This window comes from Candidatus Amarolinea aalborgensis, assembly GCF_900491745.1.
GTDB lineage: Bacteria > Chloroflexota > Anaerolineae > SSC4 > Amarolineaceae > Amarolinea > Amarolinea aalborgensis.
Genome location: NZ_UETR01000001.1, coordinates 68,413 through 92,275, shown reverse-complemented (window position 1 = coordinate 92,275; position 23,863 = coordinate 68,413). Strand labels below are relative to the sequence as shown.

The following is a 23,863-nucleotide window of genomic DNA, read 5'->3' as shown; positions in this document are numbered from 1 at the left end:
CCAGCACTATTTCGCTGCCTTAGGCGGCCGCCGCATTTCGCCATTCGCTCGGCGCGGCCACACTGTCCAGCAGCGCGCGGCGCTTGAAGGCGATTTCTACCAGGGCCAGCGCGTTGCGCTGCGTATCCCACACTTCCACGGCTGGATATTCGTCAGCAATGAGCGTCAGGCGCAGATATTCATCGGTCCAGGTCACACTGACGTCGTCTACCGTGGCATTACGGCCGCGCTCCAGGTATTCGGCCAGGCGCAGAATAGCTGAAAGGCGAGTTAGCAGCACGTCGTCGCCCTCCTTGAGCAGCGGCGCAAACTCCAACAGATCCGGCCTGCCCTTGCGATGAAAACGGGTCAGCAGCGCAATCAGCGCGGTCTCGCGTGCACTGAAACCAGGTAAGCCAGCGTTGACGATCAGCGTCTGCGAATGTTTGTGATGATCGTGGTAACTGATGATGGTGCCAATGTCGTGCAGCACGGACGCCGCGTCCAGCAGTTCGCGCTCAGCCATGCCATAGCCGTGCAGCGGCGCCAACTGCTCGAAGATGCGTCGCGCCAGGTAACGCACATGATTGGCGTGCGCCTTTTGGTAATGGTAGGTGCGCGCCATGTTGAGCACGCTGAAGCGCCGCACGTCTGGAATCACCGGGTAAGAGAAATGCTGCCAGAAGTGCTCGAAGAAAACCCCTTCACGCAAACCATTGACCGAAACCGTCAGTTCGTTGGCCTTGAGGCGTTCCATGATCGCGCGGATGACCAGCGCGCCCGGCAGAATGATGTCCGCGCGGTCTGTGCGCAGGCCGGGAATTGCCTGACGTTCGGACAGGGGCAGTGTGCGCAGCAGTTCAATCGTTTGCTCCAACGAGGCGCGGCGCAGGGTAAATCCGTGCAGTGTGTTGAGCGGGTAAGCCTGCCGCGCAGCTTCGATCTTGGCCAGGTTGCGGATGGCGCCGCCCAGGCCAATCAACGGCCCGCTCTTCTTGCCCAGCCAGGTCACGTTGTCGAGCTGGCGGCTGATCTCGCCTTGCAGCGCCTCAAGCTCCGTGGGCTTGATCGGATCGCTGCGGATGAAGCCTTCGGTCAGCGCCAGGGTGCCCAGCGTCAATGAAACGCCAACGGCAAAACGACGGTCGCGGACCTCGCTGATTTGCGCGCTGCCGCCGCCGATGTCCACGACGATGCCCTGTGTGAAAGCCACCTCATTGAGCGCGCCGAGCACGCCGTAGGTGGCCTCCTGCTCGCCGCTCAAGATGCGTAGGTTCAGCCCTACGTCGCGACGCACCTGTTCGATGAAAGCCGGCCCATTGGCCGCTTCACGCACCGCGCTGGTGGCGGTTGGCAGAATGATATCCACATGCGTGCTGTCGCAGAAACGCTTAAAGAGCCGCAACGTAACCAGCGCACGTTCGATCGCCTCTTGACTCAGCCCGCGCTTGTTCATGCCCTGGCGCAAACGCACCACCTCTCGAATCTCGTCCTCCTGGTGATATGAAAAACCGGGGACGGCATTCATGACGACCAGACGGGCGGTGTTGGAGCCAAGATCAATGATCGCCATTCGCTGCGATTGAACTGTCTTCATGAGGTCCTTCTTCGTGGCAGCCTTTGCCACTTTGCGGAAGCAAGTTGATTCTGGCGCGTCCAGGTTACGCGGTGATCATAGAATGTTTGCGGCGGCCTGAGTCAAACCGAAAACCGTCACCCCAGCCACTTCGCGCAAGACGTAGAACATCTCGGTCGCGGGCCGGCGAGAAATCGGCGAAGTGCGCGTGGGTGACGCAGACGGCTCCAAACCCAAATCCAGCGCCATCAATTTGAGCCGCGTCATGTGGAATGGGTCGCTGACCAGGACGATGCGACGCCAGCCGTGCGCCTGAAGCAGGGCCGCCACGTTCTGCAGGCTTTCCCACGAGCTGGCGCCATCTTCCTCACTCAGGATCGCTTCCGCCGGCACGCCGCGGCTGATGGCATAGGCGCGGCCAACGCCGCCCTCGGTGAAGCGCGGATCGCGGCCGGCGCCGCCCGTTGTCACCAGCACGGGCGCCACACCCTGGCTGTAGAGGTTGATGGCATGATCGAGTCGCGCGCGCAGCACCGCCGACGGCCGGCCGTTATACTGCGCTGTGCCCAGCACAACGATCGCGTCTACGGGCTGGGCTTCGTCCCGCTCGGCTTGCCAGAAAATAATGAGCGTCAGACCGACCACGTAGACGGTGGTGAAAACGCCCAACAGGGCCATCAGGTTGCGGGTCAGTTCAAAGCCGCGGCGCCACCATGAGCGTTTGGCTGGCATTGAATTCGTCTTGTTTTGCATGGTTGAAAGGGTTCAATCCGCCGCGATCGGCTGCGTCAACGCGAGGCCCGCGGTCATCGCCTCGTCGAATGCGCCCATGAAAGTCCACCAGTTGCTGAGCGGCCGGCCGCGCCAGCTAAGCCCGTGATTTGCGCCCGGCAGATTCTGCATCCAGAAGATGAACCACGCCAGGCTGTCGCTTTGCCAGCGGCTGCAGTTCAGCAGTTTGCGCGGCCCGCTGCCTTCGGGGGTCCAATCCTCGATATCGGTGTAGACGTACGTCGGGTTGGCCCAATCGTAATCACGCACGCCGTTGGGCGGAAAGTGCGCCCAACCACAGCGCCCTTCGCCGGTCTTCCCCACAAAACGATCCCAAAAAAGGTGGCGATCCACATGTCCCAGAACCGCTTCGATCTGGTGCATGTGGTCTTCCACGGCCTCGGACGGGCCGCGCTGATAGTTGTAGTGATAGACGGTGTAGGTCTTGCTCAACACCGGTAAGTCGTATGGGTCACGGTCGCTGTTGCTGATGTCGCCGAACGGCCCGGCCATGTTCGATTCCCACAAGTCAACCACGCCGCCATGGTAACCCCAAATCCAGACCTCTTTGATGCCTTTGCCCTCGACCCACGTGCGAATATCAATCCGATCCATGATCGTGTGATAGTCGGTCATCGGTGCGTGATGATGGGGCTTGGGCCAGGTAGGCAGTGGTTCCAGGAACTCCAACGTGGCCGCAACCCGGTAACGCAGGCTTGGTTGCGCGTCGGGGTCGCGATAACCGTGATACGTGCTGCCCCGTTCCAGGGCCTGCGCCACGCGGCCGGTGGTTTGCACGGTATGCCGGCGCACCTGATCAAGCGGCGCGTCGACATCGCCAGTGACGCGGCGATCCAGGCGGCCGTGGCGCGTGGGGAAGAAGTTGACGACCAGCACTGGAATCTCAAACGGCGCGGTCAAGGCCGCGGGCAGAGACAAGCTCATCGGTGCAACTGCCGGCCGCGGCGCTGCGGACGGCGTCAACGCCCGCCCTGTCCAGCGCGCCAGCGCGTTGCGCAATCGGCCAGCCATGGCAGCCATTACCGCAACGGCGTCCCGTAGCGCCCGCGCGGCGCGGCGCTTTGTCTCTGCGCGCCCATCAGATGATGCGCAGTTCCGGGTCCGGCTGCATAGACATCACGCTGATGCGCGCGGCGATCGCTTGCGCCAGGTCGCGGAAGGCTTGGCTCTGAGGCGAGCTGGGATCCACCGCTACGATGGGCTGGCCCACATCGCCGCCGCTGCGGATGGCCGAATCGAGCATGATGCGCCCCAGGAAGGGCACGCCCAACTGCCGGGCCGCGACTTCGCCGCCGCCGATGCCAAAGATATCGCCGGCCATATTTTCCACAATGCCGAGTACGGGCACTTCGAGCTTACGAAAGGCCGCCAGCCCACGCGTGGCATCGGCCACCGCCACCTGTTGGGGCGTGCTGACAATCACGCCGCCGACCAACGGCACCGACTGCGCCAGGGTCAATTGCGCGTCGCCGGTGCCTGGCGGTAAATCTACGACGATATAGTCCAGGTTGCCCCAGTTGACGTCGGTGAAAAGCTGACGAATGGCGCTGTGCAACATCGGCCCGCGCCAGATCAAGGCCTCGCCAGCCGGCATCATGAAACCCATGGACATCACTTCGACGCCGTAGGCCATCGGCGGCACCAGCTTGTTGTTGCGAGGGCTGGGCATGGCGTTGACGCCCATCATCATCGGCACGTTGGGGCCATAGATATCCGCATCCAGAATGCCGACGCGCGCGCCCATCTGCGCCAGGGCCACGGCCAGGTTGACAGCCACTGTGGTCTTGCCGACGCCTCCCTTGCCGCTGCCTACCGCCAGGATGTTCTTGACCGGGATGGCCAGCCGGCCGGCAATGCGCCGATCGGTCATGACATTGGCATCGAAGCGGACGTGCACCTGGTCCACACCGGGCACGGCGGCGACGGCAGCCTTGGCCTCATTCTCAATCTGCGAACGCAGCGGGCAAGCAGGCGTCGTCAGCACAATCGTGAATCCAACCTCTTTGCCTGCAATTTTGATGTCCTTGATCATGTTCAACGTCACCAGGTCGCGATGCAGCTCTGGTTCCATGACGTTGCTCAGCGCGCGCAAAATCTCTTTTTCGGTTACTTGGTTATTTTTTCCCAACATGTTCCTATCCTCGAACAGTATTCCCGCGGCGATCAGCCCGCGGCCATGACCTTCTGCGCCACCTGGCGTCCGATCTCCACAGCGTAGTTGGTGCCACGATCCCAGGGGTAAACCTGGCTCATACTGGCAAAAAAGAGGCCAGGAATGGGTGTTTGCAGCGGCGGGATCAGCGCCGAGTAGTTGACCGGCGGCACCGGCTGCGCGTAGGTGGCTTTGTGCACCCAGGCCTCGCGCACCCAATCCGGCCGGAAGTCAGGATTGACGCGGGCCAGGGCTGGCAAGAAGATGTCCAACAATTGCTGGTCGCTCATACTGAAGTAGGGATGACTGGGGTCAAGGTAATCGCCCAGGTAAATGATATGATCGCCGCCGTAGTGCGTCGTTTCCATGTAGTTGGTGTGTTCCACCAACGCCAAGAAGGGAAAGCCTTCGGCCTTGGGGATATTGAGCCAGTAAACATCCTTCATCAGGCTGTGCTTGAGGGCCAGGGTCATGACCACCGCGCCCATGCTCTTGAGCTGCGCCAACTGCGCCAGGTAGGCTGGCGGCAGATCCGGCGCCAGGCGTGTAAGGAGGCTGGGACTAACCGTGGCAATGACCGCATCGAACGCAGCCTCGCCGCCGTCGTGCGTCACCACCAGGGTGCGGTCGCTCGCAGGGCGCACCTTGGTTACGCGGGCATTGAGATGGATATCCGCGCCCTGGGCCGTGACCCGATTGACCAGCGCGTCGACAAACGCCTGGAATCCGCCCTTGTAGTAGCCGAGGCGCGGGCTGCGCTTGACGATGCGCGCCCAAAACCAGGCCAGGTTGACCTCCTGGTAATGATCGCTAAACTTGCCCTCCAGCATCGGCCGCCAGAGCATGTCATAGCCGCGCGCGCCCATCCAGCGGCGCAGCCAGGCATGCGAGGTCGTTTGCTCAAACGCGCGCCAGTTCTTGCTGACATAGCGCAGATAGGCAAAGACAAATCCCATGCGGAACTTGTTGATCCAGTCCAGGTGCGGAAAGGCCAGCAGGCGCAGAGGAGAGTCGAACGCATAGGGCTTGCCCTGGTACCACATGGACGTGGTAGGGCGGCGAAAGAGCAGCAAATCGCCCGCGCCAATCTCCTGCGTCAATCGAATGATGTCACTGTCAGAGGTGAATAGGTGATGGTAGAATCGTTCCAGCGGCCATTCCCAGGTCGCGGCCTTGAAGCCTGAAGCGAGACCGCCCGCCACGGCCGCGCCCTCGAACAACGTCACGGCGTAGCCCTGGCGCGTTAAGTCGTAGGCGGCCGCAAGCCCGGCTACCCCGGCGCCGATGATACCGACGCGTCTTGTGCCTGATAATCCGTTCATATCGTCCTTGTTAAGCTACCTTCCGAAGGCTTGCTGCCTTCGGAAGTCTAAGATGCCGCGGCCAGTCGAGTGTTACGCAGCCAGCCGATCATCATCGTCGTCGTTGATCGGTTCGACAAACACGCGCCGGCGTCCGCTCAGATAATCGTCAATGTCCACCTGCGCGCGCTGGTATTCCTTGAGGAGCTGGCCGTCCGTGCCCTTGTACTGAGTGACTGTTTGCACGGCACACAACTGGCAGCCGCGCATGAACTTGTAGCTGCCCGCGTAGCATTTCAAGCAGCCGTCCAGGCGAATCATGAGCAGCGAGAACGCCAGGCTGTCTGGGTGAGTTTCCGGCAGCGCGGACACGCGCTCCACCAGGGCGCGCCATTCATCCCCGCGCAGGTCGCGCAGATGCGGGATAAGTTTGGGAGGAAAGATAATCTCAGCCTTGGGAGCAATCATGGCATTCCTCACGCTCGCCTACATAATGAGCTGCACATTGGGCCGTTTGATCTCGGTCGGCATCTCCAGCGGTTCCGTTGAACCGCCGCTGCCCAGGCGGTTGAGTGCACTCAGGAGGGCTTGTTGATCGAGGCCGCGCGCCTGGCACACTTCGCCCAGTACTTCACCCGGGCTAACCGCACAGCTATGGCAGCCGCCTAAGTGAAAGTTAGCCAGGATAGACGATGCGGCCGGATGCTGGCTCGTAATCTCGCCAATGGTCATCTGCGGCGTGAACGCGATCTCACCGGCGCGCCGGCGCATCTCGAAGCGAATGTCTGCACTGTCCTGGGCGACGCGCTGCTGCACCTCGTCCAGTTTGGCGCTGAGGTCGTACAGGGCGCTGTTGTAGCGGGAGAGCCGCGCTTCCAACGCAGCCAGGCGCCGATTGCTAGCCCAGGCGAGCGCCAGCCCTGCCAGGGCAAACACAGAAGCAATGTAGATCATGGTACCTCCCCAATCGTTCTACACACATGGTCTGAAGCATCGGTGATAAGGGCTAAAGAGTATCGAAAAAATGGTCAAAAGTCAAATGCTGGTGAGGCTGCGGCAGAATCGAACAAAAAAGAAACCTTTGGCGTCTGCGCGACGCCAAAGGTTCTTGATTTGCTACGCAGAAGACGCTACGCGCGTCGCCCGCTGATCAGTTGATCCTGCAGCTGCTTCAATTCGTCCATCCGGCCGGCTGCGGCCAGCGCGGCCTGCTCGGCCCACGTGGTGGGGTCCGCACGCAGGCTGGCCGCAGCCAAAATTTCCTTCATGCGCTCCACCGGCGTCTCCGCCAGCTGCTGGAAGGTGACAATGCCGGCCGCGCGGAAAGTCGCGCCGATCTTTGGTCCAATGCCTTCGATCAACTCCAGTTGATCGGGCCTGGCGGCCATCAATGTCGGTTTCACCGGCGACGTTGGCGCAGCCGCTGCGGGCGGCGTTGGCGCGGCCACGCCGGCGCGGCGTGCAGCCACTTCGGCCTTGCGCGCCTCGATTTCTTCCGGCGTCATGCGCGGCCGTGTCACGTTGGGCGACAGGGCTGGCGCAGCGGGCGGCGTTGGCGCGACCACCGCTGCGGGCGGTTCTGGCGCGACTACTGCGCGCGGCTCTGGAGTGACCACCGCAGGCGGTTCCGGCGCAGCCGCGGCGGGCGGCGTTGGCGCAGCCACGCCGGCGCGCCGCGCGGCCACTTCAGCCTTGCGCGCCTCGATTTCTTCCGGCGTCATGCGCGGCCGTGTCACGTTGGGCGACAGGGCGGGCGCGGCGGGCGGTTCTGGCGCAGCCGCCGCGGGCGGCGTTGGCGTAGCCTCGCCGGCGCGCCGCGCGGCCACTTCGGCCTTGCGCGCCTCGATCTCTTCCGGCGTCATTTTGGGCCGCGGTGCGGGCGTCGCGGCCGGGGCGGCCGGTGCGGCTTCGCCGGCGCGCCGGGCAGCCACTTCAGCCTTGCGCGCCTCGATCTCTTCTGGCGTCATCTTAGGCCGCGGCGCAGGCGCTCCTGTAGGTGCAGCGGCAGGGGTAGCCGCAGCGGCCGGACTGGCGTCCAGGGCGGGTTTGGGCGCGGCTGCTTTGGCCGCGGCGGCCTTGGCCTTTTCCTCGGCCTGCTTGCGTTTCGCCTCTTCCTCAGCCGCGCGCACCTGTTCTTCTTCCTGGTATTGGGCCGGCCATAGGCGGGCATAGTATTCGATCGGCACCGTCAGGGCCTCTTTGTCATACACCAGGCGCGGATAGCGATCGAACGTAGCCAGCTCATAGTCGTGGTTCATCTTGATGGCGTCGAAGGGGCAAAACTCCGCGCAAAAGCCGCAGCTCATACAGATCGAAGCATCAATATAGAATTCGGCTGGCCGGGTGACTGGCTTGCCCTTTTCATCCTTGTCACGCACGATCCAAATACACTGCGGCGGGCAGACCTTGGCGCAGATGCCACAGGCGGTGCAGCGATCCTCTTTCTTTTCTGTGTCCCACAGCAGCATGGGGATGAAGCGGAAGCGTTCGGGGATGACACGCTTCTCTTCCGGGTACTGGATCGTGAACAGTCCTTCTTCATTCCAGGGCTGGTCAATGAAATAGCGGTCGCCGCCCATGCCCGCATAGCGGCTTGGAATCTTCTTGACGTCGTCGGTGAAGGTGTCAACCAGGTGCTTCAGTGTGACACCCAGGCCCTTTAGAATACCCGATCCAAACATAGCACCCCCAACTCAATCCAAATAATAAGTCCAAGATTCAACGGCGGCCGGCGGCTAACGGTCGGTTTCGCCCAGCACAATGTCAATGCTGCCGAGGACGATGACAGAATCAGCGACCTTGTAACCCACGCACATGGGCCCTAACGCGTTGAGGCTGATATAGCTTGGCGCGCGGATGCGATAGCGCCACGGATTGCCGCTGCCATCGCTCACCACATAGAAGCCTAACTCGCCCTTCGGCCCTTCCACACGGCCATAGGCGGTGCCTTCTGGCACGCGTATACTGTACTGCTTCTTGCCGGCCTGGATTTCGCCTGATTTGGGCATCTGCTGCAGAACCTGCTTCAGAATGCGCACCGATTGGCGCATCTCCTCGATACGCACGAGGTAACGTGAGTAGACATCACAACCGTCGAAACAGGCAACATCGAAATCAAAGCGATCATAGATGGAGTACGGGTCAGCCTTGCGCACATCGTACGGCACGCCAGACGCCCGCAGCACAGGGCCAGCCGTGCTGAGCGCAATCGCGTCCGCGGGCGACAAATAGCCCACGCCCTTGCAGCGCGCAAGCAGAATCTCGTTCTGAGTCAGATAGTGCTCCATCTCATCAATTTTGCGATCCATGCGCTCGTTGATGATCTTGCTGCACTCATCCAACCAGCCCGGAGGGAGGTCGCGCGCGACGCCGCCGAAGCGCATGTAATTGCACATCATGCGCGAACCAGAAACCGACTCGAACAGATCCAGAATCAATTCACGTTCGCGAATGGCGTAGAGCGCGGGCGTGAAGAAGGCGCCCAGGTCGTTGAGCAAGAAGCCAATGGCCCACATGTGGTTGATGATCCGGGTCAACTCAACCATGAGGATGCGCAAATAATTGGCATACTCCGTCGGCTGGAATTGATCGCCCAGAAGCTTTTCGACCGCCAGCACATAGCCGAGGTTGTTCGACATGGACGAAATATAGTCCAGGCGATCGGTGTAGGGAATGTTCTGGATGAAGGTGTTGCGCTCGCCAATCTTCTCATGATTGCGGTGCAGATAGCCCATCTCCGGCTCTAACGCGGTGATGGTCTCCCCTTCCAGGGCCACAATCATGCGAAAGACGCCGTGCGTGCTTGGGTGCTGCGGGCCCATGTTGACCACGATGCGCTCGGTCTGGATGTCACCGCCATGGCCGTTGTGGCCGGCGGTTCCAGTGGTCACCGGCGCCCTAAACTGAGGCGTTGGTGCAAGCCACTTTTGTGGGTCGAAGTCTTCTGGGTATCCCACATTGTGCGCCCAGGGCGTGCGCGTTTCGGCCCATTTGTGCTGACCGTCCGGGTGACGGCTCTTGAACGGCTTCTTCTCGTCCTCGAAATAGGCTTCTTTCCAGTCCTTGCGCATGGGATGGCCGTTGAAACCTTCCCAGAGCAGGATGCGGCGCAAATTGGGATGACCGGGGAAACGAATACCGAAAAGGTCCCAGATTTCCCGCTCCTGCAAGTCGGCGCCAGGCCAAACGGAGATCACCGATGGGACGATAGGATCATTGGCCGGCGCTCGCACGTGCATGACCACCGGGCCGCCGCCCTTGGTGGAGTAGACATGATAAACCACCTCGAAGCGGTTGGCTTCGCTGCGGCCCTTGTACCCCAAGTAGTCCACGCCGGTCACATTGGAAAGGTAATCATACCCGGCCTGGTCGCGCAGGTAGGTGGAGAATTCGATTAGTTTCTCACGGGCAACGACCAGGTCCCCGTTGGATAACTGTTCGGTCACCGCGCCGGGGACGGCATTGCTCAAATCGGCGCTGGTAATCGTTCGTGCTTCAGCCATTGGTCTTTCACCCTTCTGCGATAGCGTTTCCGCCAAGGTGCGGGTCACGCTACGGCTTGACGGTCGAACGTCTAATGCGCGCCTTCCTGCGCCTCTTGCGCCTTGCGCGCAGCCGCGTCGCGGCGTGCCTTCTCCATATACGCTTTCATCTGCTCGTCGCTCAGCACGCTCTTACCTGCGGCAGCCCAGGCCGCCTTGCGGTCCGCCAATTTCGCCTGTCGGGCGGCCACTTCCTCAGGGCTAATCGTGCGCACAGGCGCAGGAGCCTTGCTGGCGGGCGCAGGCGCGGCCACAGGCGCGGCCACAGGCGCGGCTGGCTTGGGCGCGGCCTTCGGCGCCGGCGGCGCAGCCTCAGCCGCCGCGACTGGCGCGCGTTTCGCCTGCAAAGCCGTGGTAAGCATTTCAGCGTCTTCGGGACGGAAAATGTCAGGCCCCAGAACCGGCACCAGCGGCATGAAAGGTTCAGTCTTGCGGTACCAGGAAACCTGGGTGATGGATTGATGCTGGATCTTGTCGAACAGCTTCATGAAACCGTGCAGCAAGGCTTCGGGTGTGGGCGGGCAGCCTGGGACATAAACATCCACCGGCAGGTACTTGTCAATCCCGGAGACAACGTTGTAGCCCTCTTTGAACGGCCCGCCGCCCGTCGCGCAAGCGCCCATGGAAATGACATAGCGCGGTTCAGACATCTGGTTGTAAATGCGCACGATCTGCGGCGCCATCTTCTTGGTCACCGTGCCCGAAACGATCATCAGATCGCTTTGACGCGGCGACGGCCGCATCACTTCCATGCCGAAACGGGCCAGGTCGTAGCGCGAGGCGGCTGTGCAGATCATTTCAATGGCGCAGCAGGCCAGGCCAAACATCATCGGCCACATCGAAGAGGAACGAGACCAGTTGTAGAGCTTATCCAGGGTGGTAATAAAGACATTGTGCTGAAGGTCTTGCGGGATTTCGCCCGCGTTCGGTACTGACGATGGCATCATGTTGGTTCCATTCATACCGTGTCCTTTCATCATGCGCACGCGTCCCTCGTCCTGCTAATGAATGACAATATACACTGCGGCGTTGCATGAATTTGTGAAAATTGTACCAGCCCCCTATCAGTTTGTCAAACAAATTCAGCACGTAGCGTCATGAATCTCCTCACTTCAAAATAAGCCGCGGGTAAACACGAATCGCTGCGGATTGCCTAGAAAATTGCATCTATCACCTGACAATGGTACACTTACCGTTCGCTGCGATCACCTCCTGGCGTGAGAAGGGATGGCTCATCCGTCTCTGCGCTGCGGAAATGACGCGCGACAATACATCTGGCGCAGGACTTGCGCACGCAAGCTCTCATGGGGGCTGCGACCACTGCCTGGCCGCGCGAAACGGCGCGTCGGGGCCAACGACGGCGGTTACAAACCGGCTGTGAACCTGGATGACTTCGGTCCCATGGCGCAAAAGCCGGGGTTTTTCTTGCGCGGATTTTGAGCGCCTGGCGCCGACCAGGAACCTTGTGAGTGATAGGTGGTTGATTGATGCCATACAGTCCGAACAATCCTCTCATCGTCCAGAGCGACCGCAGCGTGCTGCTGGAGGTGCAAAACGAACGCTATGAGGCGGCGCGCGACGCGCTGGCGCGCTTTGCTGAGCTGCAAAAAAGCCCTGAATTCATCCACACCTACAAGATCACTCCCCTCAGTCTGTGGAACGCAGCGGCGGCCGGCCTGGGCGCGGATGAAATCGTGGCCGATCTCTCCGAGTATGCCAAATTCGACGTGCCCGAAAATGTTATCTTTGACATTCGGGAGTCCATTGGGCGCTATGGCCGCGTGCGCCTGGAGAAAGACGAGGACGGCCTTCTCATCCTGACCTCCACCGATGTCGCTCTGCTGACTGAGTTGACGCGACGCAAAGAGCTGAAACCCTTTCTGCTTGGTCAACTTGACGCCAACACGCTGCTGGTAGACCCTGCACGCCGCGGGCATATCAAGCAAGCCCTGGTGCATGTGGGTTATCCAGCCGAGGATGTGGCCGGATACGTCGAAGGAGCGCCGCTGGAGATCAGTCTCCTGCCAGCCGGCCGCCTCAGCGGCGAGGCTTTTGCCCTGCGCCGCTATCAACAAGACGCGATAGACACCTTTCACGCGGGCGGCTCCGCGCGCGGCGGCAGCGGTGTCATCGTCCTCCCCTGCGGGGCCGGCAAGACCATGGTCGGCATGGGCGCCATTCAAAAACTACAGTGCAACACCCTGATCTTGACGCCCAGCACCGTGGCGGCGCGGCAGTGGATTCGTGAACTGCTGGACAAAACCACTATCACCGAAGACATGGTGGGCGAGTACAGCGGCCTCACTAAAGAGATCAAGCCGATCACCGTGACCACCTATCAGATCATGACCTGGCGGCCGCGGCGCAAACGCGATGAAGAGTCTGCGCCCGAAAATGAATATCCTCACTTCAGCCTGTTCGACCAGCGCGACTGGGGGCTGATCATTTACGATGAAGTGCACCTTTTGCCCGCGCCCGTTTTTCGCATCACCGCCGAGATTCAGACGCGGCGACGCCTGGGACTGACGGCGACCCTGGTGCGCGAGGACAATCGCGAAGAAGATGTCTTCTCCCTGGTCGGCCCCAAGAAGTACGACGTGCCCTGGAAAGACCTGGAGGCGCAGGGATGGATTGCGACGGCAGAATGTCACGAAATTCGCATCTCCCTGCCCGATGATGAACGTATGGCCTACGCGCTGGCCGAAGACCGCGAGAAGTATCGGACCGCGGCCACGACGACGGCGAAAATCGCCCCGTTGGTACAGTTGCTTTCCAAGCACCGCAATGACCAGGTGCTGGTGATCGGCCAGTACATTGATCAGTTGGAACGGGTGGCTGAGATTGTCGAAGCGCCGCTCATTACCGGCAGCACGCCAGTGCGCGAACGCGAGCGCCTTTTCCAGCAGATGCGCGATGGCGAGCTGAACCGGCTGGTGGTTTCAAAAGTGGCGAATTTTGCCGTTGATCTCCCGGAGGTCAACGTGGCGATTCAAATCAGCGGCACGTACGGCAGCCGCCAGGAGGAAGCGCAGCGTCTGGGGCGCATCTTGCGGCCCAAAAAAAACGGCCTGCTGGCTCATTTCTACACGCTGGTGACGAAAGACACCAACGATCAGGAGTTTGCCGCCAACCGCCAGTTGTTCCTGACGGAACAAGGCTATCGCTATGAGATTCTCTATGCGCATGAAGTCATAGACTACAAGCCGAACTCTTATGCGACGCCCGGCGATCATGCGGGCAGTCGCCGCTACGAGCGTCCCCATGCCTAGCCAGGTTGACATCGGTGATGGCAGCGCACCTGGGCCTGCGCTCCTGCAGCGCTTCTCGGAATCGGCGCTGGCGCAAGGGCGCAATTACCTGATCACGGAGGGCGTGTTCAATGGCCGCTTGACCAGGACGCCCAATGGGTTGATCCTGGAAGCCGATGTGCGGCGCAGCCCGGTGCGTCATTATCATGTGGTCATTACCTGCGTGCACCAGGGGGAATGCGCCTGGCAGTGCAATTGCCCCTTTGCCGCGCAGAACTGCGAACATGCCGCCGCCGTGCTGCAAGGGTGGCTGCAGAACCCGCACAGCTTCAGCATGGCTGAAAGCGACACGCCCATCATCGCAACGGTCCCAGCGTTTCTTGTTGTCAACACGGCGCCTGTGACGGCTGACCCCAAACCGCGGCTGGCCGACACGTCTGAGCCGCCAAACCCTGGCAGGTCGCCGCTGCGCATTTCGTCAGACCTCGTGCTCCACATCCGCCACAACGAAGCCTCGGCTACGCTCAGGCGATTAGTGGACGCATTCGGGGAATCGCGCATTGCCAACAGTGGGCAAGGCAGCCTCCGGCTCACGGGCATGGGCATGCAAAACGCCCTGGAGTCTGGGCTGACCCTGGAAGAGATCGAGTCTATTTTGGCGGAAGCGAACGGGGAGCCGCTGCCAGAGGCGGTGCACGAGCGTCTCCAGGGCTGGGCCGCAGCGTATGACAACTTGCACCTGTATGACCATTTATCAGTGGTGGAGTTTGCCGACGACTTTGTCCTGCAAGAGTTGCTGCGCGGCGGCGGCATCCGTCGCTATTTGTTGCACATCTTCTCACCGCGCCTGGCGGCCATCCATCCGCGGCATGTCAATGACCTGGTCGCTGAGATGGAGCGGCGCGGCTTCATGCCCAAAGTCGAGCCGTAGAAACTACAGGACGAACTATGCTTCTCACCCTGCCCGAAGCCCTCAACAACTACAAGATCCATGTACTGGCGAGGATGGCGCGCGCGGCCGAAATTGACGTGCCCGACCGGCGCAAAGAGACCCTGGTGAATGCGCTTGCGCACCAATTGGGCACCACGGAGGTCGTCGCGCGGGCGTGGGCGCGTCTCAACAGCCGGGAGATCGCCGTCCTGCAACGCCTACAAGCGGTTGATGGCGAAGTGCGCAGCGCGGGGCTGAAGCAGGAGTTGGTGCGCGCGGGGCTGGTGACCGATTCGCCGAATGCGGCAGGGTTTGGGCGCTACGCGCCGCCGCCTGATAATACCTTCGAAGCCATCATCAGCAAGCTGATGGAGCGCGGCCTGGTTCTCACCCGCGAGCCTGTCACGTTGAGCGCGCGCATCAGCAGCAGCAGCCTGGTTGATTTGGAGCCAGGCGCGGTGCTGTGGATTCCGGCAGAGACGCGCCGACATCTGCCGCCGCCGCCTGAAGCCAAACCCCGCGCACTGCAGATTCAAACAACACGCGAAGGCTCCGCGCGGGTATTTCAGCGCGACCTCTACCTGTACTGGAGTTATCTGCGTGAGAAGCCATTGACGCCTACCCAGGCCCTTTGGGTGCGAAAGTCGGACTTGCGCACCATCAATGACGCGCTGCTGGTGAAAACGACGCTTGGCGTGGGCCAAGGTGAGAAGGACGCGCGGCGGCTCTTCTTTTTGCGTCGTTTACTACAAGAACTGGAAATGCTCAGCCATCGGCGCAACCAGGTGCTGGCTAACGAACAAGCCGCCTTCCTGGGCATGGAGGCCACGGCGCGAGTCAAGCGCTGTTTCGACTTGTGGCGCAAGGGCCGCTTTTGGAACGAGATTTTCGGCTTGACTAACGTGGCGCTGCGCGCAAACGACACGCCGATCGCGCTGGCGCACGCTGGGGTGGTGAGCGCACGCGAGACAGTGCTGCGTCACGTGTCGCAGCTGCCTTCTGATGATTGGGTGTTGGCCGACACCCTCGTGGATCGCTTGCACAATCAGGACTTTGAGTTTCTCCTCCCTCGCGGCCGCCGTCGCCAACCCCAACAACGGATTTACGTTTATGGCTCATCCAGCAATCCGTATGTGACGAATCCGTACGGCTGGGTGTTTGACCGCATCTTCGATGAGGATGCCGGCTGGTATCGTATTGATGCTGAGTTTGCATTGACCGTGGTGCGCGAGGGGCTGTACTGGCTGGGCCTGGTTGATTTAGGCTATGGGCCAGACACACCCAACAGCGACAATGTGGCGCAACCGCCCCCTGGATTCATCGTCTATCGGCTTACCGACATGGGTCGCTGGCTGCTTGCCAAAGGCCCCATGCCGCAAATCAGCACCGACAGCGGCCGCGTCATCGTGCAGCCCAACTTCGATGTGTTCGCGCTCGATCCTGTGTCGGACGTCGTGCTGGCGGCGCTCGATCAATTCTGCGAACGCCTCAGCGCCGAGCGCGCCGTGCACTACCGCATCACGCGTCAGTCAGTCTATCGAGGCAGCCGGCGGGGCTGGCATGTGCCGCGGATCATCGAGTTCTTAAGCGTAACCAGCAGCACGCCGCTGCCGCAGAATGTAGAGCGCGACCTGCGCGAATGGGCGACGATGATGGAGCGCGTTGTGGTGCGAACCCACGTCGCGCTGCTGCAAGCCGCCCAACCATCCTTGCTGGACGAGGTCATGCGCGAAGAAACGATCGCCAATGCAGTCTCCAGTCGGCCTGGCGCAGATGTGGCGCTGCTCAAGGCCGGCGCCGCCCAAGTGGATGCCGTTTACAAGGCGCTGTTGCTGATCGGCCAGTTGCCCACGCGCACGCGCACAGACCTTGCGACAGCCTCGCCGTCGCTCACCCTGGCGCCTGATGGCGTCATCACCTTTCGCCGCCGCTTGCCTAGTATTCATCAAATGGCGCAGATCGAGCCATTTTGCGAGCAGAATACCGCCGGCATCTGGCAAGTCACCGAGGCCGCAGTCCGCCATGCGATTGACAACGGCTGGACCGCCACTTCGATCCTGGATGCCCTGCGTGCGCTGAGCATTGGTTCCCTGCCGCCGCGTTTCGATTTGAAGATCAAGGCTTGGGCCGGGCACTTCGGCAAAGCGCGCATCCAGACTTTGACGCTTGTGCAGTTCGAAGCCAACAGAATCTTGGATGAGCTGCTCGAGGACCCGGACATTAGCCCCTTGCTGACGCGTTTTGTCACCGCTGATCCGTCGCGCGCCCTGGCGGTGGTTGACAGTGAAAATGAGGAGCGCCTGCGGGCCCTGTTGACCGAGCGCGGCGTGGTTTTCAAGGGCGCCATCGTCTGAGTCGGCGACTGTCGCGCGGCTACCTGCAACTCTTGACCCGCTCATGCGTATTGCTAGGCGTGATGGGTCTGCGAAAGCAGCGCATCCATCACAATCACACAGCGCTTAAGCCTGATGGCTTCAAAGAAGGAGTGTAACCTATGGGTTGCGGACGTGCCTTGTTGTGTATTTTGTTGCCGCCGCTGGCGGTCCTTGATAAAGGGTGTGGCACCATCATCGTGGTAACACTGCTGACGCTCGTGGGTTGGGTGCCCGGTGTCATCGGCGCCCTGGTCGTCAACTCACAGTCGTAAGCAAGCGGAGTTGGCAAGTTGGAGTTGGCAATGGTAAAAAATTGCCAACTCTTTTTTTGCTCGCCGTGCGCTGATTCCACCTCAAGGAGGTCTGATTCATGCTGACATCGCATGAACTTCACTTCGACGCCATCGTCTGCGATGGTCACTGCGACACCCTGGGCGATGTGCTGGCCGGCGCGCGGCGCCTGCACGAGCGTGCCGCCAGCGGGCACGTGGATCTGCCCCGTCTGCGCGCCGGCGGCGTCACCGCGCAGGTCTTCGCCTGTTTCGTACCGGTCAGTGAGTATCACAGCGGCGCCACCCGCCACGCCTTGCAGCGCCTGGATGCCTTGCACGAGGCATTGGCGACTGACGCCAGCGATCTGCTGCTGGCAACCGGCGCAGCCGACATTCGCCAGGCCAAAGCCAGCGGTCAGATCGCCGGCCTGCTCGGTTTGGAAGGCGCCGAGGCCCTGGCCGGCAGCCTGGAGGTGCTGCGCTGTTTCCACCGCCTGGGCGTGCGCGTCCTCGGGTTGACCTGGAATTACCGCAACGAGGTGGCCGATGGCGTGCACGATTCAGGCACGCGGGGCTTGACTCCGTTCGGGGTGCGCGTCGTCGAAGAGTGCAACCGCATCGGCATGATGATTGATGTTTCCCACCTGTCGCCGGCCGGCCTGACCCATGTGCTGGCGGTCAGCCAACAGCCGGTCATCGCCTCGCACAGCAATGCGGCCGCCCTGTGCGACCATTTTCGCAACCTGACGGATGCGCAGATCGAAGCCATCGCGGCCAAAGGCGGCTTGATTGGCGCGACCTTCGTGCCGATCTTCCTGACTTCGCCGGAGGAGAATGCCACCCTGGGGCATGTGCTCGATCAGCTCGACTACCTGATTCGCGTGGCCGGCCCGGACCATGTCATGATCGGCTCCGATTTCGACGGCATTCGCTTTGCGCCGCGGGGCATCGAAGATGCCAGCCATTACCCTGCCATCACCGCGGGCATGGTCGCGCGCGGGCATGACGAAACCACCATCCGCAAGGTGCTCGGGCTGAACTTCCTGCGCGTGCTGGAAGTGGTCAGCGGGCGCTGAGGCGCAGACCGCCCAAGTGGCAACAATTCTAAATTCAGCTTTTGAACTCCTGGCTGCCATCTTTGGCGGTGATGTTGCGTTGATGTACAATTGAGGCGTGGCATGAGTACTGCGGAGGCAATAATCGTGGGGAATGATCCCAATGACTATGAATTGCGTAGCGAGTACGATTTGAGCAGGATGACAATCGTCCCGAAGGGAAGGTTCGCGCCTGGGCGGCGCGCGGGCAAGAACGTCGTCCTGCTTGCGTCTGATGTAGTCGAGGCGTTTCCAACGGATAAAGCAGTCAACGAGGCTTTGCGATTGGTTTTGCAGATGGCCAAGCTTCCAAAGAAGCAGCAAATGGAGACAGCGTCAGCCTAGCGACCCAACATAATCTCACGTGTGTGGCAGCGATGCGGCATCGATGTACAATGACCTGGTGCGCGCAATGGTGCTGGTTCTGGTGAGTTCGTGGGTGTTTGAAAGGAGTCTGGCAACGTGGTTACTGTCTATCGCCTGAATATCAATGAATTGAATGAACAGTTCATCGAAGCCCTGCAAGCGCTCTTCAAGGACAGGGAAGTGGAGATCACGGTCACCGAAGTAGACGAGACCGCGTATTTGCTGCGGTCGGAACCGAACCGCAGGCGGCTGTTGCAAGCAATCAAGAACATTGATAATGGCAAGGACACCTAAGACGGAAATACTATGCCCACTGTACTTGAAGATGGTCCTTATAGCTTCATTTTCTTCAGTTCCGATAAGGGCGAGCCGCCTCACATTCACGTGAAACGCGAGCGGCGAATCGCCAAGTTCTGGCTTGATCCAGTTGTACCGGCCAAGAATCGCGGCTTCCCCGGGCATGAACTGAACCGCATCGCGCGTCTCGTGGCAAAGCATGAGCAAAATCTCTTGGAGGCGTGGCATGAGTACTTTAGTGCTTGAGATGGACCCTGTCGCCGTGGAAGTCACCGTGACAGATGATGACCTAACCGTGGATCTAGCCGACGGTCGCCGGATGCATGTGCCCCTGTCCTGGTACCCTCGTTTGTTCCATGCTTCTGACGTGGAACGACAGAATTGGCAACTCCTGGGAGATGGCTATGCGATCGAATGGCCTGATCTGGATGAGCATATCGGCGTGGAAGGGTTACTGGCGGGACGACAAAGTGGTGAAAACCCCCAGTCACTCAAGCGCTGGCTAGGCGCACGTCAGGCGCATGCTTGACACAGTACTGACGTTGCGATGTAAGGACTATCGAATGTACCAACGCGACCAAGATTGGGGCAACTACCTCGCCCTACGAGAATCAACCGATCACATCGTTGCCGCGCTCGAACGACGAACGCCCCAGTTGATCTTTCAGGATGTCGTCAACTCCATCGTGGCTGCCAACCGGCACGAGGAGCAGATTCAGAGCCTGCAATCTGTGGCTGAGAACCAACGTGGGATGTCGTTCCAATTGGACCAGGGGTTCGGCAAGCTGATCGCCACGCAGCAGGTTCTGGGCCAGGTCGTCCAAAACGGTTTCGGCGCAACCGCGCGCCAGATGGACAAGCTTGGCGCCGGCGTCCAGGCGCTGCAAGCCAGCTTCGACTGGTGGATGGGCCAAATGGTCTGGAAGCTGGAGACGCAGAGCGATACGCTGAAAGGCATCCTCGACGCGTTGCAAGCTCCCCTGGATGCACAAGCCAAAGAACTGCGCCGACGGGCGGAATTTGCCTATCAGCAGGGTTGGTACGAGGAATCCCTGAACGACTTTTTAGAGTCAGAGCGCAAGAACTACCAGGACTTCTCCATCCATTTTTCCATCGGCAACATCCACCTCTACCAGCAGCAGCCGCCCAACCTGCCCGCAGCACGCGACTACTATCTCAAGGCCGGCAAATACGCCACCCCGAAGTCCGCCTATCACGCCGCGCTGGGTTACATGTATGCCGGTTTCGTCGGCTACATGTTGCGCGATGACGCCGCCGCCGTGGAGAACGGGCGGCGGGCTGTGACCCTTGACCCAACCCTTGCTGAGGCGTGGTATAACCTGGCGAAATTTGCGGCCGCGGCGGGCAAGGGCGAGATCGTGGCGTCAGCGCTGGAACAAGCAGTCACGCGGGATCGAAACTACGCCGTGAAAGCCCGTGTGGACCCCGACTTCGCACGGGCTGAGACTGCCGTTCAGACGCTTCTCCAACGCCTGACCGCCAATGCCAGGCGCAAGGCTGAGGATGGCATGCAGGCGATCCGTGCCCGGATCGAAGGCCACACCCTCCCTGCACCGCAGCGCGGCCAGATCGAGAGCAGCCTGGCGCAGATGGCCAGCCTGTGCAACCAGGGAACGCTTTTCGCCTGTCAGGACGCGTTGGCGCAGTTAGCGAACGTGCAGCGAATAGTGGATGCCTTACGGCTCGACGAACTGGCCGCGGCGCGCAGCAAGCTGCTGGCTGAAGTCAACCGGTTAGCAGGCCAAGCTCAGAACGCGGTCAGCGATCTCGACTGGCGCAACCGATTCACAGATGAACTGAACCAGTTGACCGGAACGATTCGCAGCGGCGACCTCAATGAGTGTGCGAAAGCCCAAACTGCCCTGTCCGCGCTCGGCAAGCAATTGACGGAGAAGGTGGCAGCAGATCGTCAACGGGCAGAGAAACTGCGGGAGTACCACGAGCTAAACAAGAAGTACATCGAAGTCTCGCAGAAGGCGCAGGAACTCAAACAGGCAGTAATCGCTCAATCGGTGGAATGGGGCCGGCGGGGACGCTGTGTAGACTGCGGGGAACCCTTGTCTCTGGTGGACAAAGCTCGGGGCTTATCCAAATGCGGCGATTGCAGATACTTGGATGACAAGTACAAGACCCTTGGCGATCACATGGGGTTGCACGATCTTGCCGCATGGAACGAACTCATCAGCCAACGTATTCCAAAAGTGGAGTAGTAAGACCATGGCAAGCGGATCTATTGATGATAGTAAGGAAACGCAGGCCGAGTACGAAGCCGCCAGGCCAGTGTGGGAAAGGGCCAAAAGAATCACTGCAGAGCGTCCAACCCGCCGGAGGAAGAACTCGCGGTCTCCAGAGATCTGGCAATTTCGCGAGGTTGAAAAGGAGGCCAAGGCACTGCGGTGGCAGTTGGAGAGTCTCGCTCGCGAACTTGGTATCGAACCTGATTTCTAACCCCGGGCACCCGTGCGCCCATCGTTCAGGCTATCTTCGACCCCTATCATCGCTGCGACCCCAAGACCAACGACCTGCCCACAGCCCTGGGGCAAGACATCCAAGGAGACTTTCATGCCACTCGACCCGACCCACCCCAAATATAACCACGTCGTCCAACGTCTGCGCGCGGAGCCGATCATCTGGCTGAGCAGCGTGCGCCCGGACGGTCGTCCGCACCTGGTCCCCGTGTGGTTTCTCTGGGACGGCGCGGCCATTTTCATCTTCAGCCAACCCCAGGCGCAGAAGCTGCGCAATCTGCGGGCGAACCCGGCCGTCACCCTGGCGCTGGAGGCGGCCGACGAAGGGGGCGATATCGCCATTCTCGAAGGCACGGCCACGATCGGCGCAACCAGGGACGGGGCCAGCGTCCTGCCGGCCTACGCGGCCAAGTACGAAAAGTCCATCACGCAAATGGGCTGGACCCTTGAGACCATGACGGCCAGCTACAGCCGGCTGATCCAGGTCACCCCGCTGCGGCTGATCGCCTGGTAGGCCTGATCTGGAGGGCATTGGGTCGGGACGAAATCCGCCGACGCATCGTTTCACCTCCTGTTCCCCGCCATCTGTTGCAGACCGGCGATGACCATCGCCACCAGCCGGCGGAAGCTCTCGTCGCAGTCGAGCGGCAGGCCAAAGCCGCCGGCCGCCTCCAACGTTGCGAACCCGTGCACCACACTGCGCAGAGCGCGCACCGCATGCAGCCCATCCTCGCCCGTGAGGTCGAACGAGGCCACCACGGCCAGGCCCACATGCACGACGCGATCTTCAGCCGCCAGCCATTCAGCATCGGGCGGCGTCTGCGCACCCGCCGCCCTCAGACTTGCCAGGTAGAGACCGGGAGACTCCTTGATGGTCTCGCGGTAGGCCTGGGCGACAGCCATCACTGCGTCCGCGCCGGCCTTGCCGACGGCTGCCTGGCTCAAGCGATCGCCCAGCCTGCGGGCGTTCAGCAGGCTCAGTTCGCGGTAGAGGCCGGGCAGCCCGTCAATGTGGTTATAGAGCGAAGGAGTCTGAACTCCCAGGCGCTGAGCCAACCGGTTCAGCGTCAGCGCCTGTGCTCCTTCGGCATTAAGCAGATCAACGGCCGCCTGCACCACCGCGCTGCGATCCAAGCCACGTCTACGCGGCATGAGACACGTTGGCCGGTTCATGCACGCTCTGCACAAATGAAAGCGCCAACGGCCCGGTGATGTCAGGCATTTCGGCGTGCGGGTAATGCCCGGCGCCCGGCGCCATCGCATAGCGGGCATGGAGGCTGTTCGCCACCCACTGCGCCTCGGCCTCCGGCTGCTTGAAATCGGGATCCTTGCTGCCCATCAGGACCAGCGCAGGAGCTTTCACGCGCGGCAGACGCTCCTCCGCAGCGTCTTTGGAGGCGAACAACATCTGCTGCAGAGCCTCCAACCGGCCCGGCGCGGCCAGATTGGCGCGCAGGGCCGCGGCGTAGGCGGCGAAGTCGGCCGGCTTGCGCGTCGGGTACAACGTCGAGTAGTAACGCAGCCAGACGGCTGCACCCCATGGGCGGGCAAAGAGCGCCGAGTACAACAGCTTGCCCAGCTGCGATGTCCTGCCACGCACGAACGGGCCGATCAAGAGCAGGCCCGCCGCCAGTTCTGGCGCTTCGGCGGCCGCCCATACGGCCGCGCCGGCCGCCATGGAACAGCCGACGATCACGGCCGGCCCGGCCTGCAAGGAACGGATCAACGCCACCAGGTCGCTGCCCACGCCTGCGACGGAGAAATCCGGCCACGCCACGCTGCTTTCTCCGAGACCGCGCAGGTCCATCGTCACCACGCGATAGCCGGCGGCCGCCAACTGCGGCGCGAGGAAGCGGTACTCGCCGCGCACATCGCCCATGGACGGAACGCAGACCACCAGCGGCCCGCTGCCGGCGTCGTCATAGGCAATTCTGCCACCCTGTTGATCGAGAAAAGACGTGTTCACTGCTGTCTCCTATTTACTAAGTATATTAGTATAATAACTAATTTACTTAGTTTTTCTGTAAAAGTTCTTCCATTTCCAAACAACGCTCGCTGATTTGACAGCCGCTCATGGTCATGCTATACTAATCCATAGATAGGTATCTATACGAAATGCAGACCATGACCGACTTACTCGCGTTCGCAAAAACGATGGCCGATGAAACCCGCCAGCAGATCATGCAAATTCTCTGCTGCCGCGAGCTGTGCGTCACCGATGTGGTGGAGACGCTGGCGCACGACGGCAACGAGGTCAGCCAGCCCACGGTGTCCCATCACCTCAACCTGCTGCGCGAGGCCGGCCTGGTCACGATGCGTCGCGACGGGCGCCAGGTCTATTACAGCCTGAACCAGGATGCGGTGGCGATTTGCTGCGGCGTGATTCTGCAGCGGTTTGCGCCCGAACAGGAGATTTGGTCGCTGCAGCCACACCAGGCGCTCCCATGAGC

General features: G+C 61.1%; 23 protein-coding genes and 2 pseudogenes. 12 read left to right on the top strand and 13 right to left on the bottom strand.

The genetic code is table 11. The annotated features are described in order from the left end of the window. Nucleotides 1-19 precede the first annotated feature (19 nt). The 11 genes and pseudogenes from ACPQ6D_RS00390 to ACPQ6D_RS00340 all read right to left on the bottom strand — a co-directional run. Entirely contained in the window at nt 20-1,576 is a 1,557-nt protein-coding gene (locus tag ACPQ6D_RS00390) for a Ppx/GppA phosphatase family protein (RefSeq protein ID WP_423222299.1), read from the bottom strand. A gap of 75 nt (nt 1,577-1,651) precedes the next feature. Beyond that, entirely contained in the window at nt 1,652-2,287 is a 636-nt protein-coding gene (locus tag ACPQ6D_RS00385) for a YdcF family protein (RefSeq protein WP_423222298.1), read from the bottom strand. Nucleotides 2,288-2,320: 33 nt separating this feature from the next. After that, entirely contained in the window at nt 2,321-3,358 is a 1,038-nt protein-coding gene (locus tag ACPQ6D_RS00380; protein ID WP_423222297.1) for a hypothetical protein, read from the bottom strand. A 67-nt stretch (nt 3,359-3,425) separates the two neighbouring features. Beyond that, nucleotides 3,426-4,478 (bottom strand): Mrp/NBP35 family ATP-binding protein, encoded by a 1,053-nt coding sequence (locus ACPQ6D_RS00375; RefSeq protein WP_423222296.1) that lies wholly within the window; start codon nt 4,476-4,478, stop codon nt 3,426-3,428. 32 nt (nt 4,479-4,510) lie between these two features. Continuing rightward, nucleotides 4,511-5,821 (bottom strand): NAD(P)/FAD-dependent oxidoreductase, encoded by a 1,311-nt coding sequence (locus tag ACPQ6D_RS00370; protein ID WP_423222295.1) that lies wholly within the window; start codon nt 5,819-5,821, stop codon nt 4,511-4,513. A gap of 72 nt (nt 5,822-5,893) precedes the next feature. Continuing rightward, a complete protein-coding gene (locus ACPQ6D_RS00365; protein WP_423222294.1) occupies nt 5,894-6,268 on the bottom strand; it encodes a hypothetical protein in 375 nt (124 codons plus the stop codon). Nucleotides 6,269-6,286: 18 nt separating this feature from the next. Further along, entirely contained in the window at nt 6,287-6,754 is a 468-nt protein-coding gene (locus ACPQ6D_RS00360; protein ID WP_423222293.1) for a hypothetical protein, read from the bottom strand. Between the two features lie 176 nt (nt 6,755-6,930). Continuing rightward, the gene (locus tag ACPQ6D_RS00355) at nt 6,931-8,481 is read right to left on the bottom strand and encodes a 4Fe-4S binding protein (RefSeq protein ID WP_423222292.1); all 1,551 of its coding nucleotides are present in this window, start codon (nt 8,479-8,481) and stop codon (nt 6,931-6,933) included. A 54-nt stretch (nt 8,482-8,535) separates the two neighbouring features. After that, a complete protein-coding gene (locus tag ACPQ6D_RS00350) occupies nt 8,536-9,621 on the bottom strand; it encodes an NADH-quinone oxidoreductase subunit D (RefSeq protein ID WP_423222753.1) in 1,086 nt (361 codons plus the stop codon). 240 nt (nt 9,622-9,861) lie between these two features. Next, nucleotides 9,862-10,302: pseudogene (locus ACPQ6D_RS00345) on the bottom strand (NADH-quinone oxidoreductase subunit C); the annotation flags it as partial. 473 nt (nt 10,303-10,775) lie between these two features. Continuing rightward, nucleotides 10,776-11,285: pseudogene (locus tag ACPQ6D_RS00340) on the bottom strand (NADH-quinone oxidoreductase subunit B); the annotation flags it as partial. A 543-nt stretch (nt 11,286-11,828) separates the two neighbouring features. Between ACPQ6D_RS00340 and ACPQ6D_RS00335 the strand changes: the two are divergent. The 11 genes from ACPQ6D_RS00335 (at nt 11,829) to ACPQ6D_RS00285 (ending at nt 21,927) form a co-directional block, all read left to right on the top strand. After that, complete coding sequence (locus tag ACPQ6D_RS00335) at nt 11,829-13,610, top strand: DNA repair helicase XPB (RefSeq protein ID WP_423222291.1); 1,782 nt, start codon at nt 11,829-11,831, stop codon at nt 13,608-13,610. After that, nucleotides 13,603-14,520, top strand: a complete 918-nt coding sequence (locus ACPQ6D_RS00330) for a helicase-associated domain-containing protein (protein WP_423222290.1) — start codon at nt 13,603-13,605, stop codon at nt 14,518-14,520. The genes ACPQ6D_RS00335 and ACPQ6D_RS00330 overlap by 8 nt, the downstream gene beginning before the upstream one ends. A gap of 17 nt (nt 14,521-14,537) precedes the next feature. Then, entirely contained in the window at nt 14,538-16,874 is a 2,337-nt protein-coding gene (locus tag ACPQ6D_RS00325; protein WP_423222289.1) for a helicase-associated domain-containing protein, read from the top strand. A gap of 140 nt (nt 16,875-17,014) precedes the next feature. After that, complete coding sequence (locus tag ACPQ6D_RS00320; RefSeq protein WP_423222288.1) at nt 17,015-17,167, top strand: YqaE/Pmp3 family membrane protein; 153 nt, start codon at nt 17,015-17,017, stop codon at nt 17,165-17,167. A gap of 98 nt (nt 17,168-17,265) precedes the next feature. Continuing rightward, the gene (locus ACPQ6D_RS00315) at nt 17,266-18,243 is read left to right on the top strand and encodes a dipeptidase (RefSeq protein ID WP_423222287.1); all 978 of its coding nucleotides are present in this window, start codon (nt 17,266-17,268) and stop codon (nt 18,241-18,243) included. A gap of 102 nt (nt 18,244-18,345) precedes the next feature. After that, nucleotides 18,346-18,606 carry a hypothetical protein gene (locus ACPQ6D_RS00310; RefSeq protein WP_423222286.1) on the top strand — a complete coding sequence of 87 codons (261 nt, stop codon included), beginning with the start codon at nt 18,346-18,348 and terminating at the stop codon, nt 18,604-18,606. Nucleotides 18,607-18,723: 117 nt separating this feature from the next. Continuing rightward, nucleotides 18,724-18,921 carry a hypothetical protein gene (locus ACPQ6D_RS00305; RefSeq protein WP_423222285.1) on the top strand — a complete coding sequence of 66 codons (198 nt, stop codon included), beginning with the start codon at nt 18,724-18,726 and terminating at the stop codon, nt 18,919-18,921. A 12-nt stretch (nt 18,922-18,933) separates the two neighbouring features. Beyond that, entirely contained in the window at nt 18,934-19,170 is a 237-nt protein-coding gene (locus ACPQ6D_RS00300; protein WP_423222284.1) for a DUF4160 domain-containing protein, read from the top strand. Then, nucleotides 19,151-19,453: a DUF2442 domain-containing protein gene (locus ACPQ6D_RS00295; RefSeq protein WP_423222283.1), complete on the top strand. Its 303-nt coding sequence runs from the start codon at nt 19,151-19,153 to the stop codon at nt 19,451-19,453. Before ACPQ6D_RS00300 ends, ACPQ6D_RS00295 begins: the two co-directional genes overlap by 20 nt. A 34-nt stretch (nt 19,454-19,487) precedes the next feature. Beyond that, nucleotides 19,488-21,155 carry a tetratricopeptide repeat protein gene (locus ACPQ6D_RS00290; RefSeq protein WP_423222282.1) on the top strand — a complete coding sequence of 556 codons (1,668 nt, stop codon included), beginning with the start codon at nt 19,488-19,490 and terminating at the stop codon, nt 21,153-21,155. A 352-nt stretch (nt 21,156-21,507) separates the two neighbouring features. Beyond that, nucleotides 21,508-21,927 (top strand): TIGR03667 family PPOX class F420-dependent oxidoreductase, encoded by a 420-nt coding sequence (locus tag ACPQ6D_RS00285; RefSeq protein ID WP_423222281.1) that lies wholly within the window; start codon nt 21,508-21,510, stop codon nt 21,925-21,927. Nucleotides 21,928-21,977: 50 nt separating this feature from the next. On the opposite strand, the gene ACPQ6D_RS00280 is transcribed toward ACPQ6D_RS00285, so the two are convergent. Together ACPQ6D_RS00280 and ACPQ6D_RS00275 are read right to left on the bottom strand one after the other, a co-directional pair. After that, on the bottom strand, nt 21,978-22,565 hold the full coding sequence (locus tag ACPQ6D_RS00280) for a TetR/AcrR family transcriptional regulator (protein WP_423222280.1): 588 nt from the start codon (nt 22,563-22,565) through the stop codon (nt 21,978-21,980). Beyond that, nucleotides 22,555-23,379, bottom strand: coding sequence for an alpha/beta fold hydrolase (locus ACPQ6D_RS00275; protein ID WP_423222279.1), 825 nt, complete (start codon nt 23,377-23,379; stop codon nt 22,555-22,557). Before ACPQ6D_RS00275 ends, ACPQ6D_RS00280 begins: the two co-directional genes overlap by 11 nt. A gap of 158 nt (nt 23,380-23,537) precedes the next feature. On the opposite strand from ACPQ6D_RS00275, the gene ACPQ6D_RS00270 reads away from it, so the two are divergent. Then, nucleotides 23,538-23,861, top strand: coding sequence for an ArsR/SmtB family transcription factor (locus ACPQ6D_RS00270; protein WP_423222278.1), 324 nt, complete (start codon nt 23,538-23,540; stop codon nt 23,859-23,861). Nucleotides 23,862-23,863 lie beyond the last annotated feature (2 nt).

Excerpts from the sequence above, each read along its gene's own strand:
- ACPQ6D_RS00390 (WP_423222299.1), bottom strand. The coding sequence starts at position 1,576 with ATGAAGACAGTTCAATCGCAGCGAATGGCGATCATTGATCTTGGCTCC.
- ACPQ6D_RS00385 (WP_423222298.1), bottom strand. The coding sequence starts at position 2,287 with ATGCCAGCCAAACGCTCATGGTGGCGCCGCGGCTTTGAACTGACCCGC.
- ACPQ6D_RS00380 (WP_423222297.1), bottom strand. The coding sequence starts at position 3,358 with ATGGCTGGCCGATTGCGCAACGCGCTGGCGCGCTGGACAGGGCGGGCG.
- ACPQ6D_RS00375 (WP_423222296.1), bottom strand. The coding sequence starts at position 4,478 with ATGTTGGGAAAAAATAACCAAGTAACCGAAAAAGAGATTTTGCGCGCG.
- ACPQ6D_RS00370 (WP_423222295.1), bottom strand. The coding sequence starts at position 5,821 with ATGAACGGATTATCAGGCACAAGACGCGTCGGTATCATCGGCGCCGGG.
- ACPQ6D_RS00365 (WP_423222294.1), bottom strand. The coding sequence starts at position 6,268 with ATGATTGCTCCCAAGGCTGAGATTATCTTTCCTCCCAAACTTATCCCG.
- ACPQ6D_RS00360 (WP_423222293.1), bottom strand. The coding sequence starts at position 6,754 with ATGATCTACATTGCTTCTGTGTTTGCCCTGGCAGGGCTGGCGCTCGCC.
- ACPQ6D_RS00355 (WP_423222292.1), bottom strand. The coding sequence starts at position 8,481 with ATGTTTGGATCGGGTATTCTAAAGGGCCTGGGTGTCACACTGAAGCAC.
- ACPQ6D_RS00350 (WP_423222753.1), bottom strand. The coding sequence starts at position 9,621 with ATGGGCCCGCAGCACCCAAGCACGCACGGCGTCTTTCGCATGATTGTG.
- ACPQ6D_RS00335 (WP_423222291.1), top strand. The coding sequence starts at position 11,829 with ATGCCATACAGTCCGAACAATCCTCTCATCGTCCAGAGCGACCGCAGC.
- ACPQ6D_RS00330 (WP_423222290.1), top strand. The coding sequence starts at position 13,603 with ATGCCTAGCCAGGTTGACATCGGTGATGGCAGCGCACCTGGGCCTGCG.
- ACPQ6D_RS00325 (WP_423222289.1), top strand. The coding sequence starts at position 14,538 with ATGCTTCTCACCCTGCCCGAAGCCCTCAACAACTACAAGATCCATGTA.
- ACPQ6D_RS00320 (WP_423222288.1), top strand. The coding sequence starts at position 17,015 with ATGGGTTGCGGACGTGCCTTGTTGTGTATTTTGTTGCCGCCGCTGGCG.
- ACPQ6D_RS00315 (WP_423222287.1), top strand. The coding sequence starts at position 17,266 with ATGCTGACATCGCATGAACTTCACTTCGACGCCATCGTCTGCGATGGT.
- ACPQ6D_RS00310 (WP_423222286.1), top strand. The coding sequence starts at position 18,346 with ATGAGTACTGCGGAGGCAATAATCGTGGGGAATGATCCCAATGACTAT.
- ACPQ6D_RS00300 (WP_423222284.1), top strand. The coding sequence starts at position 18,934 with ATGCCCACTGTACTTGAAGATGGTCCTTATAGCTTCATTTTCTTCAGT.
- ACPQ6D_RS00295 (WP_423222283.1), top strand. The coding sequence starts at position 19,151 with ATGAGTACTTTAGTGCTTGAGATGGACCCTGTCGCCGTGGAAGTCACC.
- ACPQ6D_RS00290 (WP_423222282.1), top strand. The coding sequence starts at position 19,488 with ATGTACCAACGCGACCAAGATTGGGGCAACTACCTCGCCCTACGAGAA.
- ACPQ6D_RS00285 (WP_423222281.1), top strand. The coding sequence starts at position 21,508 with ATGCCACTCGACCCGACCCACCCCAAATATAACCACGTCGTCCAACGT.
- ACPQ6D_RS00280 (WP_423222280.1), bottom strand. The coding sequence starts at position 22,565 with ATGCCGCGTAGACGTGGCTTGGATCGCAGCGCGGTGGTGCAGGCGGCC.
- ACPQ6D_RS00270 (WP_423222278.1), top strand. The coding sequence starts at position 23,538 with ATGACCGACTTACTCGCGTTCGCAAAAACGATGGCCGATGAAACCCGC.